At 33.2% G+C, this 20864-nt stretch carries 18 protein-coding genes and 1 riboswitch; of the genes, 4 read left to right on the forward strand and 14 right to left on the reverse strand.

Annotation, left to right across the window (positions count from 1 at the left end; all coding sequences use genetic code 11):
- The 14 genes from hpf to eno form a co-directional block, all read right to left on the reverse strand.
- On the reverse strand, positions 1–543 hold the full coding sequence (gene hpf, locus ACY3JO_RS07655; RefSeq protein ID WP_463084407.1) for a ribosome hibernation-promoting factor, HPF/YfiA family: 543 nt from the start codon (positions 541–543) through the stop codon (positions 1–3).
- 21 nt (positions 544–564) lie between these two features.
- Entirely contained in the window at positions 565–1275 is a 711-nt protein-coding gene (locus ACY3JO_RS07660; RefSeq protein ID WP_463084408.1) for a ComF family protein, read from the reverse strand.
- Positions 1263–2417, reverse strand: coding sequence for a non-hydrolyzing UDP-N-acetylglucosamine 2-epimerase (gene wecB, locus ACY3JO_RS07665; RefSeq protein WP_463084409.1), 1155 nt, complete (start codon positions 2415–2417; stop codon positions 1263–1265). Before wecB ends, ACY3JO_RS07660 begins: the two co-directional genes overlap by 13 nt.
- On the reverse strand, positions 2410–3309 hold the full coding sequence (speB, locus tag ACY3JO_RS07670; RefSeq protein ID WP_463084410.1) for an agmatinase: 900 nt from the start codon (positions 3307–3309) through the stop codon (positions 2410–2412). The genes wecB and speB overlap by 8 nt, the downstream gene beginning before the upstream one ends.
- The gene (speD, locus tag ACY3JO_RS07675) at positions 3296–3697 is read right to left on the reverse strand and encodes an adenosylmethionine decarboxylase (protein WP_463084411.1); all 402 of its coding nucleotides are present in this window, start codon (positions 3695–3697) and stop codon (positions 3296–3298) included. The genes speB and speD overlap by 14 nt, the downstream gene beginning before the upstream one ends.
- 100 nt (positions 3698–3797) lie before the next feature.
- Positions 3798–5051, reverse strand: a complete 1254-nt coding sequence (purD, locus tag ACY3JO_RS07680; RefSeq protein ID WP_463084412.1) for a phosphoribosylamine--glycine ligase — start codon at positions 5049–5051, stop codon at positions 3798–3800.
- Entirely contained in the window at positions 5048–5677 is a 630-nt protein-coding gene (purN, locus tag ACY3JO_RS07685; RefSeq protein WP_463084413.1) for a phosphoribosylglycinamide formyltransferase, read from the reverse strand. Before purN ends, purD begins: the two co-directional genes overlap by 4 nt.
- The gene (gene purM, locus ACY3JO_RS07690; protein WP_463084414.1) at positions 5650–6726 is read right to left on the reverse strand and encodes a phosphoribosylformylglycinamidine cyclo-ligase; all 1077 of its coding nucleotides are present in this window, start codon (positions 6724–6726) and stop codon (positions 5650–5652) included. The genes purN and purM overlap by 28 nt, the downstream gene beginning before the upstream one ends.
- On the reverse strand, positions 6675–8054 hold the full coding sequence (purF, locus tag ACY3JO_RS07695) for an amidophosphoribosyltransferase (protein ID WP_463084415.1): 1380 nt from the start codon (positions 8052–8054) through the stop codon (positions 6675–6677). Before purF ends, purM begins: the two co-directional genes overlap by 52 nt.
- A gap of 18 nt (positions 8055–8072) precedes the next feature.
- A complete protein-coding gene (gene purL / locus ACY3JO_RS07700; RefSeq protein ID WP_463084416.1) occupies positions 8073–10193 on the reverse strand; it encodes a phosphoribosylformylglycinamidine synthase subunit PurL in 2121 nt (706 codons plus the stop codon).
- A gap of 12 nt (positions 10194–10205) precedes the next feature.
- Positions 10206–10859: a phosphoribosylformylglycinamidine synthase subunit PurQ gene (gene purQ, locus ACY3JO_RS07705; protein WP_463084417.1), complete on the reverse strand. Its 654-nt coding sequence runs from the start codon at positions 10857–10859 to the stop codon at positions 10206–10208.
- A complete protein-coding gene (gene purS, locus ACY3JO_RS07710) occupies positions 10856–11110 on the reverse strand; it encodes a phosphoribosylformylglycinamidine synthase subunit PurS (RefSeq protein ID WP_463084418.1) in 255 nt (84 codons plus the stop codon). Before purS ends, purQ begins: the two co-directional genes overlap by 4 nt.
- Positions 11107–12414 carry an adenylosuccinate lyase gene (gene purB, locus ACY3JO_RS07715; RefSeq protein ID WP_463084419.1) on the reverse strand — a complete coding sequence of 436 codons (1308 nt, stop codon included), beginning with the start codon at positions 12412–12414 and terminating at the stop codon, positions 11107–11109. The genes purS and purB overlap by 4 nt, the downstream gene beginning before the upstream one ends.
- 135 nt (positions 12415–12549) lie before the next feature.
- A riboswitch (purine riboswitch) is annotated at positions 12550–12651 on the reverse strand.
- A 2-nt stretch (positions 12652–12653) separates the two neighbouring features.
- A complete protein-coding gene (gene eno / locus ACY3JO_RS07720) occupies positions 12654–13928 on the reverse strand; it encodes a phosphopyruvate hydratase (RefSeq protein ID WP_463084420.1) in 1275 nt (424 codons plus the stop codon).
- Positions 13929–14080: 152 nt separating this feature from the next.
- On the opposite strand from eno, the gene ACY3JO_RS07725 reads away from it, so the two are divergent.
- From ACY3JO_RS07725 to ACY3JO_RS07740, 4 genes are all read left to right on the forward strand, one after another.
- Positions 14081–14668: a phosphoribosyltransferase gene (locus ACY3JO_RS07725; RefSeq protein ID WP_463084421.1), complete on the forward strand. Its 588-nt coding sequence runs from the start codon at positions 14081–14083 to the stop codon at positions 14666–14668.
- Positions 14665–16278 (forward strand): glycosyltransferase, encoded by a 1614-nt coding sequence (locus tag ACY3JO_RS07730; protein WP_463084422.1) that lies wholly within the window; start codon positions 14665–14667, stop codon positions 16276–16278. The genes ACY3JO_RS07725 and ACY3JO_RS07730 overlap by 4 nt, the downstream gene beginning before the upstream one ends.
- Positions 16279–16290: 12 nt before the next feature.
- Positions 16291–18774, forward strand: coding sequence for a sugar phosphate nucleotidyltransferase (locus ACY3JO_RS07735; RefSeq protein ID WP_463084423.1), 2484 nt, complete (start codon positions 16291–16293; stop codon positions 18772–18774).
- Between the two features lie 73 nt (positions 18775–18847).
- On the forward strand, positions 18848–20839 hold the full coding sequence (locus ACY3JO_RS07740; protein ID WP_463084424.1) for a sodium-translocating pyrophosphatase: 1992 nt from the start codon (positions 18848–18850) through the stop codon (positions 20837–20839).
- Positions 20840–20864 lie beyond the last annotated feature (25 nt).

Raw genomic sequence — 20864 nt, forward strand, 5'->3', positions numbered from 1 at the left:
TTATTCTCCTTCGTCCGTTATAATTAATCCATAATTTCCATCTTTTCTTCTATATAAAATAGAAGTTTTATAAGTATCTGCATCTATGAAAACAAAGAAATCATGACCTAAAAGTTCCATTTGCAATATGGCTTCTTCTATATCCATAGGTTTCAATGAAAATCTTTTAACTTTAACAATCTTTTTCTCTCCTCCTTCTTCCTCTTTTGTAAACATTTCAATCAAAGAAGGAGCCCTCTTTTCTCTGTCTATCATTTTTTCTTTATATTTTTTAAGTTGTTTTTCCAATTTATCAATTACCAAATCTATACTACTTCTAAAATCTTGATTGGCCTCAGATGCTTTTATTATCTTTCCATTTGCCCTAATGGTAACTTCTACTCTATGAGCTCGACTACCATCTTTCCAATCTTCTTCTGAAAAGATAACCTCTATATTTTCAATATTATCAAAAAAGCGAGATAGTTTTGAAAGTTTTCTCTCAGCATATTCTTGCAAATTAGGAGAAATAGACACATTTTTACTTGAAAAGTTAATCTGCATAATCCAACCTCCTTGAAAATTTTATAAAAGAGCTCTTACAGCTACAAATACATAAATCTTATCCAAAATTTTTATATTGTTTTTTAAGGTATAAGCGCACACCTTTATTGTAGATCCAGTGGTATAGACGTCATCTACAATCAAAATATTTCTATAAGGCAAGTATTTCACCTCTTCTACTAAACCAAATGCTCCTTTAACATTTTCCTTCCTTTCCTTTAAACTAAGTGTTTTTTGTGGTTTTATCTCCTTATTTAATGACAAAAGAGAACCATATGGTTTTTTAAGACTTTTACTTAAAAAATACGCTAAATACTCTGATTGATTATAACCCCTCTCCACAAGTCTTTTATTACTCAATGGCACATAGGTGATAAAATCAATGTCCCATTTCTTACTTAAGATTTTATCCTTAGCAAGATCTGCTATAAATTTAGCCACATTAGGTTTATTTCTAAATTTGAGGTTCTTAATTACTGTTTCCCACATATCATCATAATATCCTAAAAATTCAAATCCACTCCATATAGGGCTCTCTTTAATACAATTATAACAGATTTCTGAAATACCTGTAAGAGGTCTTCCGCAAAATCTACAATATTTATTAGGAATTTTGAATTTACTAAAACATTCTGGACAAACATAACCTAATCCATATCTACCACAAAAAATACATTTTGAGGGAAATATTATATCTAAAATAAAGTCTAAATAATGTCTCATGAATGGCATGGATTAAACTCTACTGGAAGAGAGGAGCTAAATCCGAAATAATAAAGAAGAATATCTCTTATTCTTTCACTTGCCTTTCCGTCACCATAAGGATTTAGAGCTCTTGCCATTTTATTATACTCGTCTTCATTAATTAATAATTTACTTACCTCCTCAACTATTCTTTTCCTATCAGTTCCTATTATCTTTACTGTACCTGCCTCAACTGCCTCAGGTCTCTCAGTAACCTCCCTTAATACTAATACAGGTTTTCCTAAGGATGGAGCCTCCTCTTGAAGACCTCCCGAATCTGTAAGAACTAAGTTGCAATTTGCTATTAGATATACCATCGTTACATAATCAACAGGAGATATAAGAATAGCTTTCCTCTCATTACCTAATATGGAATTTACAGTTTCTCTTATAACAGGATTTGGGTGTACAGGATAAACTATGTAAAGATCTTTAAATTCACTCAAGATTTCTTTTAATGCTAAGGTAATGTTTTCCAAAGGTTTTCCCCAGTTTTCTCTTCTATGAGAAGTAACTAAAATATATTTCTCTTTGGGAATTTCTACAGGAAGTTTAACCTCAAATTTTTCAAGGTTGTTATATACAAATAAAAGAGCATCAATCACTGTATTACCAGTTACAAAAATATTGTTAAATGGTACATTTTCTTTTAATAAATTTTCTTTTGCTCTCTTTGTTGGAGCAAAATGTAGATCAGAAAGTACACCCGTAAGATGTCTATTCATCTCCTCAGGATATGGTTGATATTTATCATAAGTTCTTAAACCAGCTTCTACATGTCCAATGGATATCTTTTTATAAAAAGCGGCTAAACTGGCTGCAAAGGTTGTAGTTGTATCTCCGTGTACCAATACCATATCGGGAGTATCTTTTTGCCATATTATATCTAATCCCTCAAGTACCTTTACAGTTATTTGAGTAAGGGTTTGTTTTTCCTGCATTATATTTAAATCGTAATCAGAATTTAATTTAAAGATTTCCATAACTTGATCTAATAGCCCTCTGTGTTGTGCAGTAAGGATAATCTGAAGTTCAAAAAACTCAACATTCCTTAAGGCATATGCTACAGGAGCCATTTTTATAGCTTCTGGTCTTGTACCAAATACTAATGCAATACGCTTTTTATCCATTATTTTTCTCCATGTTGTATTTTTTATAATATCCTATTATTTTATAAATAAATCTCGCTGCTATATAATCTGCATAGTTAAGTCCAGGAATGGGAGAAAATTCTACAAAATCTACTCCTATTATCTTTTTATTTTTAAATATTCCCCTTAAAATACTCAGTACTTCATACCAAGATAATCCACCAGGCTCAGGTGTACCTGTAGCTGGCATTTCAGAAGGATTAAACACATCAAAATCAAAGGTAATATAAACATTTTCATTTTCAATGCTCGTTAATATATCTCCGATCACCCTATTAAAATCCTTTGTATGAATATCAAAATCCCAAAAAACCTTAATATTTGCTTTCTTTTTAATATATTCTCTTTCTCCTTCACTTAAACTTCTTATACCTATCTGAACAATATTAAGCCTCTCTGAAGCTTCTCTCAGTGCACATGCATGACTATCCCTAGTACCTTCATACTCTTCCCTAAGATCTGAATGTGCATCAAAATGAAGAACAGAAAAATTATAACCCATATTGAGATAAGCCCTTAAAATCCCTTTTGTTATTGTATGTTCGCCACCTAAAAATATGGGAAACTTATTCTTTTCAAGAATATCTTTTACTATCATCTCTATATTTAACAAACTTTTCTTTAAGTCTCCTAAAGGAAGAAAAAAATCAGGAAAAGTATAGATACCTATTTTAGCAGGAATATCGTCAATCTCTTCATCATATAATTCAATATTGTAGGAAGCTAATAAAATGGACAGGGGACCATCACGGGTCCCCTTTTTATATGTAGTTGTAATTTCCAAAGGAAAAGGAACAATAACAACTCTTGAATCTTCAATAGTAAAAGACGAAAGTCCACCAAAGGAAGGAAGGGGTCTATACTGATCCATTTTTTCCTCTTTTTAAGAGATTGACTGGAAAATCTCTGCCTCTTACCAATATTTCCCAATCAGATCTTTCAGGTGAAAGTTTTTTTTCAAGTATTTCTTTAGCCTTATCAATATTGAAGGTCTTGCATGAAAAGATATCAACACTCGCATAGTTTAAATCTGGCCATGTATGTATTGCGATGTGGCTTTCTGCAATAAGCACCACTCCTGAGATACCCCAATCTAAAGGATCATCCTCAGGTACATATCTCATTACATATGGTGGCATAATCTTTTGCATGCCTATCATATCAGGCAGTTCATCTAAAAGATCATAGATATATTGTACATCTTCTAACTTTTCCTTAGGACACCCATATAAGTCTAAAACTAAATGCGGTCCTAACATCTCTTCTTCCTTTTACCCCTTTCCTCAAAATTTTGTTCAACGCTAAATATAATACAATCAACCCCCTATGTCAATAATTTTTGAAAATTTTTTCTGAAAATTACATATCTTCTACTTCTAAGGCAATATCTTTCCTATAATACATATTCTCAAAAAAGATATTTTGGATATCTTTATAAACTTTCTCTCTCGCCTCCTTAAAAGATTTACCTAAACCTACCACATTTAATACTCTTCCACCAGAAGTAACCAATTTACCATTTCTAAAGGAAGTTCCTGCATGAAAAATTATTGTCTCTTTTGTCTCCTTTATATTAATTTCTTTACCGACTTCATACTTTTCTGGATATCCTTTAGATGCAAGTACAACACATACAGCCTTTTTTTCAGAATATTCATACCCATAATATGTTTTGATATTTTTACCGTCTTTAAGATCCAATAAAGAAAAACCAATAATAGGAAGAATAACTTGAGCCTCTGGGTCTCCGAGCCTAACATTAAATTCTAAAACATATGGTTCGTTATTAACCAAAATCAATCCCCCATAAAGAAAACCCTCATATTTTAAATTATTCTCTTCGAGTTCAGATAATAATGGCTTAAATATCAATTTTAAAGCTTTCTCTATTAAACTACTATTAATCCATGGTACAGGCGCAAAAGAGCCCATACCTCCAGTATTAGGACCAGTGTTTCTTTCTCCCACTCTTTTATAGTCTTGAGCTGGTGGAAGTACATAGATTTCCCCGTCTTTAATAGCTACAATGAGAGAAAATTCTTTACCTTCAAGGAATTTTTCAATCACTACTCTCCTTCCAGCTTCTCCTAAAATACCCTCCTTTAATAACTTACCCAAGACTTCTATAGCCTCATTCTGAGAGTTAACAATAAAAACACCTTTACCAGCAGCCAAACCATCAGCCTTAATTACTAAAGGATAATGCTCTTTTTCCAAAAAACTTTTAGCAGATTCAAAATCATCAAATATTTTAAAATCTGCAGTAGGTATTTTTGCTTTCTCCATAATTTTCTTTGCAAAAGCTTTGCTTGCCTCTAGCATTGCTAGATTTTTAATTGGTCCCCATATACTTAAACCCTCCTCTAAAAATCTATCTACAATACCCATAGAAAGAGGCATTTCAGGCCCTACGATAGTCCAATCAACTTTATTTTCTTTAGCAAAATTTACAATCTCATTTATATTTTCAGATTTTATAGGTACACATTCTGCAAAACTACTGATACCGGCATTCCCAGGAAGAGCATAAATTTTTTCAACCCTTTTATCTTGGGATAACTTCCAACATATGGCATGCTCTCTCCCACCACTTCCAATAACCATCACTTTCATATATTTTCATCCCCCTTCTTCTTAAATACTACTCTTCTTCCTATTATCTCGTATTCTTCGGTTAGAATTTTTTTGACGGATTCTACTATTAATTTATGTTCTTCCTGCAATATTCTTTCAGCCAAAGTTTCTGGAGTATCATCATCATAGACAAGTACTGCTCTCTGGCCTATTATTGGACCTGAATCTATACCCTCATCCACAAAATGAACAGTACATCCGCTTATTTTCACCCCATATTCCCATGCTTTTTTTTGAGCTTCCAATCCTGGAAAGGAGGGAAGAAGAGATGGATGGATATTAATAATTCTCCATGGAAAAGCCTCAAGGAGGGTTTTACCTATAATCTTCATATATCCCGCCAATACTACTAAATCTACTTTATATTCAAGGAGAATTTCTCTTATTTTTTCCTCATATTCCCTTTTAGACCTGTAATCTTCTCTTTTTACAACATAAACGGGAATATTTTCCTTTTTTGCTCTCTCAATAGCATAAGCTTCTTTTTTATTACTAATAACAACTACTACCTTTGCTGGATAATCATCTTTTTTTGAAGCATCAATAAGGGCTTGTAAGTTTGAACCCCTACCTGAGACTAAAACTCCAAGTCTTTTCTTTTCCATTCAATTTTTACGCCACCTTTCCCAGATTTTAATGATCCTATAATATAGCTCTCTTCTCCCATAGAATCTAAATCTTTCAATATCTTTTCTTCATTACCAGAAATCACAAGAATTAAGCCAATCCCCATATTGAAAACTCTAAAAGCCTCTTTTATACTTATATTCCCTTTCTTTATAAAAAATTTAAATATCCATGGAATTTCCCAAGAATATTCAATAATAGCAGTTAAATTATCGGGAATAATTCTTGGTAGATTACCTACAATTCCCCCACCTGTTATATGGGCAATACCAAGGATATTTTCTCTATATCTCTCTAAGAGAGGCAAAATTTTAGGGGAATATATTTTTGTCGGTCTTAATAACTCCTCTAACAGATTATGTCCGTCTATATCTTTCTTTAAAGATATTTTCTTTTTCTTCAAAATATACCTTATTAAAGAATAACCGTTACTATGAAATCCGGAAGATTTGACCCCAATTAAAATATTACCATCCTTCATTTTATCTTTTTTAGGAAGTAAATTATCTTTTTCTACAATTCCAAGTACAAAACCCACCAAATCAATCTCCTTACCTCTATATATACCAGGCATTTCAGCAGTTTCTCCACCAACCAAACTACAATTTGCTTCCTTACAAGCTAAAGAAATACTCTTCAAAATTTCTTTATAGACCTCTGGATCAATTTTTGATCCACCAAAATAATCTAAAAAGACTAAAGGTTTACCACCAGAGGTTAGAATATCATTGACATTCATAGCTACTAAATCAAAACCTATACCTGAAAACTTACGATATTTAACTGCAAGACTCAACTTAGTTCCTACTCCGTCAGTACTAAGTAAGAATAAAGGATTCTTAAATAGCTTAAAATCCAATTCTAAAACACTGGAAAAACCGTTCCAATAAGGTAATACATATGCTTGATGGGTAGATTCTATCTCCTCTCTAACCTCTTGTAATGCTTTTTCTACTTTAGAAATATTAACTCCACTCAGACTATAAGTAATTTTTTCTCTTTGTTTACTATTTTTCTTCCGAAACATTCTCCACAATAACCCCTTTCTGGAAGTATACTAACTAAACCCTCCATACTTAAAAAAGCAACAGAATCAAAACCTAAAAGTCGGGCAATCTCCTCAGGAGAGTAATGGTAACTTATTAATTCTTTTGTATTAGGTATATCTACTCCATAATGGCAAGGAGAAATAAGTGGAGGTGATGAAAGTCTAAGATGTACTTCTTTAGCACCTTCTTCCCTAAACTTCTCAGCAAGGATTTTGGCAGTAGTACCTCTCACCAAAGAATCATCTACCAATACTATTTTTTTCCCTTTAATTAAATCGCTAACAAACAAAAATTTCATTCTTACTGCCAATTCTCTTTCCTTTTGCCTTGGTTGTATAAACGTTCTGCCTACATAATGGCTTCTCATGAGAAGCATCTGTAGAGGTATACCTGATTCCTCACTATACCCAATAGCAGCAGGAATACCTGAATCAGGAACAGGAACGACCCAATCTGCAGATACAGGAGCTTCTTTTGCTAATATTCTTCCCATTTGTTTTCTATAATAATAAACCGTTTTATCATCATAGAGACTATCTGGCCTTGAAAAATATATAAATTCAAACAAGCAAAATCTGGAGGGTCTATCTTGAAATGATCTATAATTAAAAACATTTCCATCTTTACTGAAAAAAACCCATCCGCCAGGATTCAATTCTTTAATTTCTATTATAGGTAAATCTTTTAAAGCTGATGTTTCAGATGCAAAAATAACTCCTCCATCTTGGAGTCTTCCCATAAAAAGTGGTCTAAATCCTGATGGATCTCTGATTGCATAAACACCTTCGTGAGTTCCAACTATCAAAGAGTAACTTCCTTCAACTTGATTTAGAACCTCTTCAAGTTTTTCCTGTAAACTTTGTTTTTTTGATTTAGCTGTTAAATGTAATATAACCTCAGTATCTGAATCACTTTGAAATATTATCCCTTCTCTTTCCAAGCTTCTTCTTAAAGAATTAGCATTAGATATATGACCATTATGTGCGAGAGCCATATATCCATACCTGGGAAGATTCACTACAAAGGGCTGAATACTTTGAGGTGATTTCTTACCAGAAGTAGAATATCTAACATGTCCAACAGCAATTTTTCCCTTTAAGTTTTTAAGAGATAATTCATCAAACACTTGAGAAACAAGACCAAAATTCTTATGAATATGATGTCCTTCACTAGAAAAAGTTACAATTCCCGCGCTTTCTTGACCTCTATGTTGTAATTTTAACAATCCTCTATAAGCCAAAAAACTTGCATATCTTTCACTAAAAACTATAACTCCTATAACCCCACATTCTTCTTTTAAGGTCATTTGACCTTTCACCTTCTTTCAGAAAAGGGTCTTTAAGTCTAATTCAAGAAAAGGTCTAACTATAAGTCTATCTGGAATTACTTTACCTATTTTTCGTATATTTAAGTTATATTTCTCTGCATATTTTAAAAACATAGTTTCTTTTTCTCTTGATACCTCCGCAATTAAAATAGGACCTTCACCAAAAAGTATTCTAGCTTTATCTTCTTTTGGAAAACTTACATACAATCCTTTATTTCCCCATACAGATAGTTCTAATAAAGTAGCCAACATTCCCCCTTCACTTACATCATGTAAAGAAAGAATAATTTTTTCCAATCTTATTTCCTCTAAAAAATATTTTAATTTTCTATCCCAAATTAAATCTACATATGGTGGCTCACCCTCTATAACCCCATAAAGATCTTTCATAAATCTTGATCCATCTAAAGTTAATTTTGAAAAATCACCTATAACATATATAGGATTTTCATATTCTTTTAATCCCGGTTTTATTAAATATGAAAGATCCTCAATAATTCCAACCATACCAATAATAGGAGTAGGGAAAATTTTGTTTTCACCTTGACCATTATAAAAACTAACATTTCCACTTACTATAGGTATTTCCAATATTCTTGATGCCAAATTAATACCCTTTACTACTTCTTTAAATTGATAGAAAACATCCGGTTCATCGGGATCCCCAAAATTCAATCCATCAGTTATAGCTAATGGTTTGCCACCAACACAAAGAATGTTCCTACAGGCCTCTGCTACAGCATACATAGCCCCTTGTTTAGGATTCAAATAACAATATCTACCATTTCCATCTGTAACAATAGCAATACCCTTATTTGTATTTTTAATTCTTAAAACAGCAGCATCACCAAATCCAGGTGGTAAAACTGTATTTGTTTGCACAGAATAATCATACTGGGTATAGATTTTTTCCTTAGTTTTTATATCTTGAATTAAAATCTCTATATATTTTTCCACATCTTCATTGGTTACTGTTACTACATTTTCTTTCCTTTCCTTCTTGGGCCCCATTGATGGTGGATCAAATATAAGAGAAGCATCCACTAAAAGCTCGGTAGGTAAATCAACAACCTTTACTCCATTAAAATAAGCTATAAATCTTTCTTCTTTAATTACCTCTCCTATAACTTCTGCTTCAAGATCCCATTTTTTAAACACTTCAATAATATCCTTTACTTTATCTGGTACAACTACAAAAAGCATTCTCTCTTGAGATTCCGATAACAATATTTCTTCTGGCGTCATATTTTCCTCTCTTTGAGGAACTTTATCAAGATAAACTTTTACTCCACATCTTCCTCTACGTGCAGATTCTGATAAAGCACTCACAAGACCTGCAGCACCTAAATCTTGAATACCTATAACACCATCCTTAGCTGCAGCCTCTAAAGTTGCCTCAATAAGAAGCTTACCCAAGAAGGGATCCCCTACTTGAACTGAGGGTTTCTTTTTGTGAGTTTCATCATCAAGCTTCTCTGAAGCAAAACTTGCTCCTTGAAGACCATCTCTACCTGTTCTTGCACCGACAAGTACTAGAAGATTCCCTTCGCCTTCAGCTTTTCCTCGATAAGATTTTTGATTTGGAGATAATAATCCTACACACATAACATTTACTAATGGATTTGATGAATAACATTCATCAAATACTATCTCTCCTCCCACAACGGGTACTCCAATACAATTTCCATAAAAACTTATACCACTTACTACTCCCTCAAAAAGATACTTATTTTTCGGTTTATCAATTGAACCAAATCTTAATGAATCAAGTAGAGCAATAGGCCTTGCTCCAAGAGCCAATATATCCCTTACAATTCCTCCAACTCCTGTAGCAGCTCCTTGAAATGGTTCAACTGCTGAAGGATGATTATGGCTTTCTATCTTGAACACTATTTTATATCCATCTCCTAGATTTACAATTCCTGCATTCTCGCCTGGACCTTGTTCTACCCACTCTGCTTTTGAATAAAAATCCTTTAGATATTTCCTTGAGTGTTTATAACTACAATGTTCAGACCATATTACAGATATAACAGACCATTCTATATCATTTGGCTCTCTACCAAGCAATTCTCTTGCATGTTTTATTTCTTCTTCTTTAAGCCCAAAGATTCCCATGATTACACCCCTTTATTTCAGAAATGATAAGAACAGATTAATCCCATCAGAGCTTCCCAAAATATCTTCTACCGCTCTTTCAGGATGAGGCATCATACCCATTACATTACCCTTTTTATTAATAATTCCAGCAATACTATCAATTGAACCATTTGGATTCTCATATTCATATTTAAGTACTATTTGATTGTTTTCTTTCAGATCTTCTAATCCCTTTTCTGATATATAATATCTACCTTCTTTATGGGCTATAGGTATTTTAATAACCTGATTAGCTAAATACCTATTCAAGAAGATATTTTGATTATTTAATACTCTTATAAAAACAGGTTTACATATAAAAGTATTGGTAACATTTGGTAACATAGCTCCAGGCAAAAGACCTGCCTCTAAAAGTATCTGGAACCCATTACATATACCTAACACATATCCACCTTTATTTGCAAAATCTATTATCTCATTCATGATAGGAGAAAATTTGGCAATAGAACCAGCTCTCAAATAGTCTCCATAAGAAAATCCTCCAGGGAGTATCACCATATCCACACTTTGAAGATCATGATCTTTGTGCCAGAGAAAAACTGGGTCGTGTCCTGTAATCTTTAAAGCATGAAAGGTATCCATATCACAATTTGTGCCTGGAAATACCACTACTCCTACCCTCATTCTCTTTCCACCCTTATTGAAAAATCTTCTGTAACTGGATTAACAAGTACAATCTCACTCATTTTTCTAACTTTTTCCATCACTTCCTCTTCAGAATCCCCCATCAGTTTAATTTTGAGGACCTTTCCAACCCTTACATCTTTTACTTCTTCAAAGCATAAGGAATGAAGAGCATTTCTAATAGTTTTACCTTGAGGATCAAAGATTCCTTCTTTTAAAAAGATCTCTAATATCACTGTCCATTCTTTCACTTTAATTCCTCCTTAACTCCAGATCTCTGAAATATAAAATCTATATTTTTAAGGAATACTTGTGGAGAAAAACAACTTTCTATCTCTTCCTTAGAAAGTTTTTCCGTCACCCTCTTATCTTCTAAAACTACCTCTAAAAAATCTCTTTTTTCATTGATAGCCTTAAAGGCATCTTCTTGAATCCATGAATAAGCAATATCCCTTAAAACCCCTTTTTGAGTAAGAGCTAATAATAAGTTTTGAGAATAAAATATTCTATAATTAGTATTCATGTTCCTCAGAATATTCTCTTCATTGACTTTTAAATCTTTAACTATCTCATAAGTTAGATTAAGTATATAATCAGTGAGAGTAGTAGCATCTGGGAATATTAACCTTTCTACAGAAGAATGACTAATATCTCTCTCATGCCATAAAGGAATGTTTTCAAAAGCAGAGTTCATATAGGACCTTATTACTCTTGATAATCCACAAATTCTTTCAGAAAGAATAGGATTTCTTTTATGAGGCATAGCTGACGATCCCTTTTGCTTCTCCCTAAAAGGTTCTTCCAATTCTCCTACTTCCGTTCTTTGGAGATGTCTAATTTCAAGAGCAATTCGTTCACAAGATGAAGCTATCATTCCTAAAACATAAATTACTTCTGCATGTCTATCTCTTGGAATAACTTGTGTAGCAACTGGTTCTGGTTCTAATCCTAAAATCTTACATGCCAATTCTTCTACTTCAGGAGACAAATGGCTTAATGTACCAACAACACCTGAAAATTTTCCATATCTTATGTTTTCTTTTGCCTTTCTTAACCTTTCTAAATTTCTTTTTAGTTCTGACCACCATCCCAAAAACTTAAAACCTAAGGTGATTGGTTCTGCATGCATTCCATGAGTTCTTCCCATCATAGGTAAATCTTTGTATTGAATCGCTTTTTTTGATACTTCAGCCAATAATTTTAAGAGATCTGATTCTATATAATTAAGAGCTTCTAAAATTTGTAAAGAAAAAGCAGTATCCATAACATCTGACGATGTAAGTCCTTGATGGATGTATTCAGAGCCTTCTCCTACATACTGGGCTACATTAGTTAAAAATGCTATCATCTCATGATTATTAATCTTTTCTATCTCCTTAATTTCTTCGACTTTAAATCTTGCTTTCTCTTTTATTTTTTCAAATGTTTCACTTGGGATCTCTCCTAATTTAGTTCTTGCTTCTAATACTGCTTCTTCTACCTTCCACCAAAGAGAATATCTTTTCTCATCAGACCATACTTCTCTTAATTCCTTTCTAGTATATCTTTCTAACACTCTTTTTACCTCCTTTAAAAGCAAAAAGCCCAAGCTCATAGGTTCTCCTTACGAGGGAACCTACCCGCCTGGGCTTTTATCCCTTCGGTGTAGCAAGATCAACAATCTTGCCAGCTCCGCTTGGATCTTTCAACCCTAAGGAGCTCTTCCGCTCGTAGCCAGGCAATTTACGGTTGCCTGGTAGAAACTCCCGAGCCATATTCTCGGGATTATACGAAGCTTAAGTAGATTATATAAAACTATCTCTTGAAGTTCAATATACCCCTATAAATTGCAGAATCTCCTAAATCTTCTTCTATTCTAAGCAATTGATTATATTTAGCTATTCTATCAGTTCTACTCAATGAACCTGTCTTTATCTGCCCACTATTCACTGCTACTGCTAAATCAGCAATAAATGTATCTTCGGTTTCTCCAGACCTATGAGATATGACAGTTCGATATCCAGCTTGATGGGCAATTCTTATAGTATCAAGAGTCTCTGTTAAGGTACCAATTTGATTAACTTTTATCAATATAGCATTTGCAATTCTTCTTATGATTCCTTCTGCCAAGATTTTTGGATTGGTAACAAATATATCATCACCCACAAGTTGTATTTTCTTGCCTAACTTTTCTGTTAGCTTCTCCCAACCATCCCAATCTTTTTCAGAAAGTCCATCTTCTATAGAAACAATAGGATATTTATCACATAGATATTCATAGAAAGAAATCATCTCTAAAGATGATAGAGCCTTGTTTTCAGCCTTCAAAATATATTTACCTTCTTCATAAAACTCACTAGCAGCTGGATCTAATGCTAAAGCCACATCCTTACCAGGTTCAAATCCTGCAGATTTAATTGCTTCCACCAATATAGCCAGAGGTTCCTCATTTTTCTCTAAATATGGTGCAAAACCACCCTCATCACCTACATTCGTATTTAAACCTTTACTCTTAAGGATACTCTTTAAGGTATGAAAAACTTCAACAGCCCATCTTAGAGACTCTTTAAAAGTCGTAGCTAAGGGAACAATCATATATTCCTGAAAATCTAATGGGTTATCAGCATGTTTTCCACCATTAATTACATTCATCAAAGGAGTTGGCAACTCTCTTGCTTGTACTCCACCTAAATACATATAAAGAGGTACACCTAAGGATTTTGCAGCTGCTCTTGCAGTAGCAAGAGATACCGCCAGTATAGCATTTGCTCCAAGTTTTGACTTGTTATCAGTACCATCAAGATCTAGCATTGTTTTGTCAACTGTATATTGATCTAATGCCTCTAAACCAATTATTTCTTGTGCAATAACCTCATTTATATTTCTTACCGCCTGTAAAACTCCTTTTCCTTTATATCTCTTAGGGTCGTTATCTCTTAACTCTAAAGCCTCCCTACTTCCTGTAGATGCTCCTGAAGGAACAATAGCCCTTCCTATAGAACCATCTTCTAAATAGACCTCTGCTTCTACAGTAGGATTTCCTCTTGAGTCTAAAACTTCTCTACCACGAACATCAAGAATTGCAGGCATAATTAGAAACACCTCCCAATTTTGATTTGTTTTTATTTTATAAGGTTATTATAACACTTATTCTTAATAAAAACTTTAAATTTTCTTTTAAAAGAGACCACTTTAATATAGAATATATTAGAAAACAAAAATATTAAGCAAGGAGGCGAAAAATGGAGTACTTGGCACCCAGTTGGGAAGAAATTTATAATCTATGTCTTGATCTTGCAGATGAGATTAATAAGAATAAATTTAATCCTGAAGTCATAGTTGGGATTGCACGAGGGGGATGGATTCCTGCAAGAATACTATCTGATCTTCTTGGAAACTCTTACACAGCTAATCTTAAAATTGATTTCTATAGAGGGGTTGGAGAAACTAAAGAAAGACCAATTATAACTCAAACTATCTCGACAATTGTTGAAGGAAAAAAAGTATTAATAGCTGACGATGTGGCAGATAGTGGAAAAAGCTTAAAGGTTGCTAAAGAACACTTAGAACAATGTGGGGCAACTCAAGTAAAAATTGCTACCATATATTACAAACCCTGGTCTATCATTAAACCCGATTTTTACATAAGAGAAACAGAAGCATGGATAATCTTCCCATGGGAAAGAAAAGAATTTGTATCTAAAATGATAGAAAGCTTAAAAGCAAAAGGACTTAGACATGATGAAATAATGAAAGAAATAGAAAAAAGCGGAATTCCTAAGGATTTAATATTAAGATTTATAAATGATTTAATAGGAGAAGAATCATGAAAAATGCTATTTCAGCAGGTGGAGTAATTGTTAATCCTATCAACAAAAAAATTTTTATCCTAAAAAAAAAAAATTCTAATTGGGTTCTCCCTAAGGGACATGTAGAAAAAGGAGAATCTCCAGAAGAAGCAGCTATAAGAGAGGTAAAAGAAGAAACAAATTTGAATGTGAGAATTATAGATTTTATAGGAAAGACCCACTATATTGCTCCTGCCACAGAAAGACATCCTGAAGAGGACAAAACAGTATTATGGTTTCTTATGGAATCCTATGATTCTAATAATGTTAAAATTGAGGAAGATGTATTCTCAGATGGAAGATTCTTGTATTTTAATGATGCATATAATCTTCTTACCTTCGAGCAAGAAAAAGAAATATTGAGAAGAGGATATGAGTTATATATCCTTCAAAAAGGCGAAAAAAAACTTCATGTTTTAATGTTAAGCTGGGAATATCCACCAAGAATTGTAGGTGGACTCAGTAGACATGTGAAAGATCTCAGCAACGCTTTAGCAGAGAAAGATACTAAAGTTTCTATTGTAACATGTGGCACTAAAGACGTCACTTGGGAAGAGCATAAAGAGAATCTCTCTGTTTACAGAGTACCAGAGAAAATAATAGAAATCCCTAATTTTATCTCATGGATCTACTTTCTTAATCTTTCCATGATGATTAAAGCCTTAGAAATAAACAGGACAAATCCTATAGATATCATACATGCTCATGACTGGCTATCTGCTTTTACTGGATATGTACTAAAACACTCTCTTAAAAAACCTCTTATATCAACAATTCATGCAACCGAACATGGTAGAAATCAAGGGATATATACTGAAGAACAAAAATTTATCCATAATGTGGAATGGTGGCTAACATATGAATCTTGGAAAGTAATTGTATGCAGTAACAATATGAAAGATGAGGTAAAATCTCTTTTTAACTTACCGGATGACAAGATAAAAATTATCCCTAACGGTATAAACCCTGAAAACTTAAAAACCACATTAAATTATAATGAAGTAAAAAGCAGATATCTTAACCAAGATGAAAAAATGATACTTTTTATTGGTAGAATGCATTATCAAAAGGGAGCAGAGTATCTTTTAAGATCTATACCCTATATTATCAATGATTATCCAAAAGTTAAATTCATCTTTGTAGGGACAGGGCCACAACTTGATTATTTAATTGAAGAAAGCAAGAATTTAGGTGTAAAAGAAAAAGTTATATTCACAGGCTTTGTAGATGATAATCTGAGAAATGCTCTACTCTATGCATCTGATATATGTGTTTTTCCTAGTATTTACGAACCTTTTGGGATAGTTGCATTAGAAGCTATGGCTTTAGGAAAGCCTGTAGTAGCAAGTAGGCTCGGTGGCTTTGCTGAGATAATTGAAGATGGAATAGACGGTATACTTTTTGAACCTAAAAATATATTAGATTTAGCAAACAAAATAAAAATGCTTTTATACAATGATGAGTTAAAAGAAAATATTGGAAAAATGGCAATGGAAAAAGTCTTGGAAAAATATTCTTGGAAAAGTATTGCTGTAGAAACTAAAAAGGTTTATTTTGAGATTTATAGAGAATATCTAAAAACTGATTGGTAAGGGGGTTTTTTCATGAAAGTTGTTGTAATGGCAGGGGGAGAGGGAACAAGATTAAGACCTCTAACCATCACACGTCCCAAACCTATGACCCACATTGTTGGTAAACCTATAATGGAACATATTATTAATCTTCTTTCAGAACAGGGTTTTAAAGAATTTATTGCCACTTTATATTATTTACCTGAAATCCTCCAAGAATATTTTAATGATGGATCTAATTGGAACATAAAACTCGATTATTCCATAGAAGAATCTCCTCTTGGTACAGCTGGAAGCGTAAAATATGCCCTTAAGGATAAGGAAAGGGAAAGAATTTTAATAGTAAGTGGAGATGCCTTAACAGATTTTAACTTTCAAGAAGTTATAAGATTTCATGAAGAAAAAAAAGCCTTAATTACAATTGTATTAACAAGTGTAGAGAATCCTTTAGAGTATGGCGTGGTAATTACAGATGATGAGGGAAGAATAGTTAAATTTTTAGAAAAACCCAGTTGGGGAGAGGTATTTAGTGATACAGTTAACACAGGTATATACATTTTGGAACCTGAGGTTTTAGATTATATACCAGAAAATGAGCCCTTTGATTTTAGTAAAGACCTATTCCCAATGCTTCTTGAAAAAGGTGCACCTTTGTATGGTTACATAGCAAAAGGATATTGGTGTGATATAGGAAACTTAGAACAATTTCTCAAAGCCAATATTGATGTACTAACTGGAAAAGTAAAAATAAAGATTCCAGGTAGAGAAATTCTTCCTGGTATCTTTGTAAACGAAGATGTGGACATTTCTCACTCAACCTTTATAAAGCCGCCCGTCTATATTGGCCAATTTTCAAAAATAAAAGAAAATGCAACTATTCTTGGACCAACAGTTTTAGGAGATTCTGTATTTGTAGATAGCGAAGCCAAGATTCAAAGAAGTGTGATATTTAATAATACCTATATAGGTAAAAAAACAAATATTTATTCATCCATAATAGGTAGTAAATGTAATATAAAAAACTCCGTAAAAATAGAAGAAGGAGCAAGCATAGGTGACAACAATACAATAGGAGATAGAGTATTTATTAATACAGGAGTCAAAATATGGCCCAATAAATATATAGAGACTGGATCCATTGTTAATACAAGTATTGTCTGGGGAAGCCATTGGAGAAAAACCCTCTTTGGTCAAAGGGGAATTACAGGAAAAATAAATATAGAAATAACCCCTGAATTTGCAACCAAAATAGGTGCGTCTTTTGGTACCATACTTCCCAAATCATCTTATGTGGTAATGAGTAGAGATGCAAGGCCAGCTTGTAGAATGATAAAAAGAGCTATTTTAACAGGTATTCTCTCTACAGGTGTAAATGTGTTTGATATAAGGACTCTTCCAATACCCGTATCCAGATATGCTACCCCAAATTTGGATGCTGTTGCAGGAGTTCATATAAGAATATCGCCTTACGACCCTGACAAAATATTAATAGAATTTTTTGATAGATCAGGTATTAATATTGATAAAAATACTGAAAGAAAAATAGAAAATACTTTCTTCAGAGAAGATTTTAGAAGAACTTATACGGAAGAAGTAGGAGAAATAAAATTTCCTCCGCACGTAATAGAATATTATACATGGGGATTACTTAAATCAATAGATAAATCAAGCATTGAAAAAAAGAGATATAAAATTGTAATTGATTATCAAGGAAATAGTGCTTCTTTATTCTTACCCAATATACTTTCCCAATTAAAGATAGAAAATATATCTCTTAATCTATATGGAGAAGATACACATAAAATAAAGTTTCCCAATGAAGAAGTCATTAAAATTACAAAGGCTGTTGGAGCTGATTTTGGCTTAATTATTAATAATGACGGTGAAAGTTTCTCAATAATAACACCAGAGGGAAAATATCTTGCAAAAGATAAGTTAATCGCAGTTCTCACCTATCTTACATTAAAACTTTATCCAAACTCGCAAATAGTCATACCGGTGAATATTTCCCAATCAATAGAAAAGATAGCTAAAAATTTAGGAGGAAGAATAATAAGAAGCAAAATTTCACCTTCTGAATTAACAAAAACTTTATTAAGAACAGAATCCAAATTTGGAGCTAGTGAAGATGGCCTTATATTTCCTGATTTTCAACCTGTTTTTGACGGAATATATGGTCTATTAAAGTTTCTTGAAATCTATTCAAAGAATAATCTCACACTAAAGGAATTAGTAGAAGAATTACCAGAATATTTCAAAGTAAAAGCTACAGTAGATTGTTATGCAGAAAATAAAGGAAAAATCATGAGAAAGCTTATAGAAGAGAATGCTGAAAAAAACATAGAATATATAGATGGAATAAAAGTATATATAGATGATTCTTGGGTACTTATTATTCCACACCCAGAAGAGCCTGCCCTTATAATATATGCTGAATCTATAACTCTAAAGAAGGCTCAAGAATTATTGGAGGAATTCAGCCAAAAGATTAAAGATTTAAACATAGTTTTAATCTAATTTTAACTTGACATTAATATATCTTCAAATTATCTTAAAATGAGGTAAAAATTTCTAAAAGGAGGATTAAGAAATGCAGAATCTACTGTGGATTGTACCCATTTCAGGCACAATTGGTCTCTTAGTAGCTTTTCTTATTGCAAGAAATATTCTTAAAGAAGAAGAGGGACCTACAGAGATCCAAAAAATCATGAAAGCCATACAACAAGGAGCAGATGCATTTCTAAATCGTGAAATAAAAACTGTATCAATATTTGCAATAATATTCGGTATTTTTATGGCAATAGTATTGCAACCTCTATTAGGGTTAGCTTTCATTGTAGGTGCATCCTTTTCTATGCTTTCTGGATATATAGGAATGAAGATAGCTACTAGAGCAAATGGAAGAACCACCTATGCAGCCTCTAAATATGGAGTAGGTAAAGCTTTGGATATTGCATTTTCTGGTGGAGCGGTTATGGGACTTATGGAAGCAAGTTTAGGAATCTTTGGTTCTAGTTTAATTTATCTCTTATTAAGTAATTTTATGCCAGATCCAAGATTAAAACTAGAAGTTATTAGCGGATACGCATTAGGAGCAAGTTTTATTGCCCTTTTTGCTCGTGTAGGTGGTGGTATTTATACAAAGGCTGCAGATGTAGGAGCTGATCTTGTTGGAAAAGTAGAAGCAGGAATTCCTGAAGATGATCCAAGAAATCCTGCTGTGATAGCTGATAATGTAGGAGATAATGTGGGAGATGTGGCAGGAATGGGAGCAGATTTATATGAATCCTATGTAGGAGCCATCCACGCTGGTGCGGTATTAGGATTTGCATACGCTGAGACGAAAGGTCTCCTTTATCCATTCCTTTTTGCAGTAATAGGTCTTTATGCATCTATTATAGGAATCATCTTTACAAAAGTATATGCTGCAAGAAAAAATGCTGATCCTGCTAATGCCTTAAGAAATGGAACCTTTATTGCAGCTATTATCACTATTATTGGATCTTTCTTTTTATCTCAATCACTATTAGGAAATTTAGGTCCTTTCTGGGCAGGCACTATCGGAATTATTGTGGGTATAGCAATAGGTTTAATAAGCGAATACTATACATCTAATAAACCAATAGAAAGAATTGCATATGCCAGTACTACAGGTCCAGCTACTAACATTATAACTGGTCTTTCTGTAGGAATGGAAAGTACATTCCTTGCTATAGTTGTTTTAGCAATTGGTATATATTTAGCTTATTTAGCTAATGGTATGTGGGGAATAGGAATCGCAGGGGTTGGAATGCTTGCAACCTTAGGTATTACACTTTCAGTGGATGCTTATGGACCAATAGCTGACAATGCTAGTGGTATAGCAGAAATGGCCCACCAAGGAGAAAAAGTCAGAGAAATAACAAGCTCTCTTGACGCTTATGGAAACACTACTGCAGCTATGGGTAAAGGTTTTGCTATAGGTTCAGCCATATTAACTGCTCTATCTTTGTTTGCTGCTTTTAAAGAATGGGCTCATATCCAATATATAGATGTCTCAAAGGCATCAGTGCTTGCAGGTACTCTTATTGGTGGAATGCTACCATTTTTATTCTCCGCCCTATCTTTAAAGGCAGTAGGTGAGGCAGCTACTCATATGGTAGAAGAGGTAAGAAGACAATTTAGAGAAATAAAAGGACTTCTTGAAGGAAAAGCAGATCCAGACTATGCAAGATGTGTAGATATAAGTACTCGCGGTGCTCTAAAAGCTATGATTCTTCCAAGCCTTATTATGATACTATCACCATTTATAGTTGCCTTTCTTTTAGGAAAAGAAGCCTTAGGTGGTATGCTTACTGGAGCAACTGTATCTGGAGGACTTTTAGCTATATTTATGGCAAATGCTGGTGGAGCCTGGGATAATGCTAAAAAACTAATTGAACATGGTAAATTTGGGGGTAAGGGTTCTGATGCTCATAAGGCAGCCGTAGTAGGAGATACAGTAGGGGATCCTTTCAAAGATACTGCTGGACCTTCAATTAACATATTAATAAAACTTATGGCTGTAATTTCCCTTGTATTCTTACCAATATTCTTTCATTAAAAATTCAAAGATAAGAAAGGGGTGG

It is taken from the genome of Dictyoglomus sp. LHC4, from assembly GCF_055181355.1.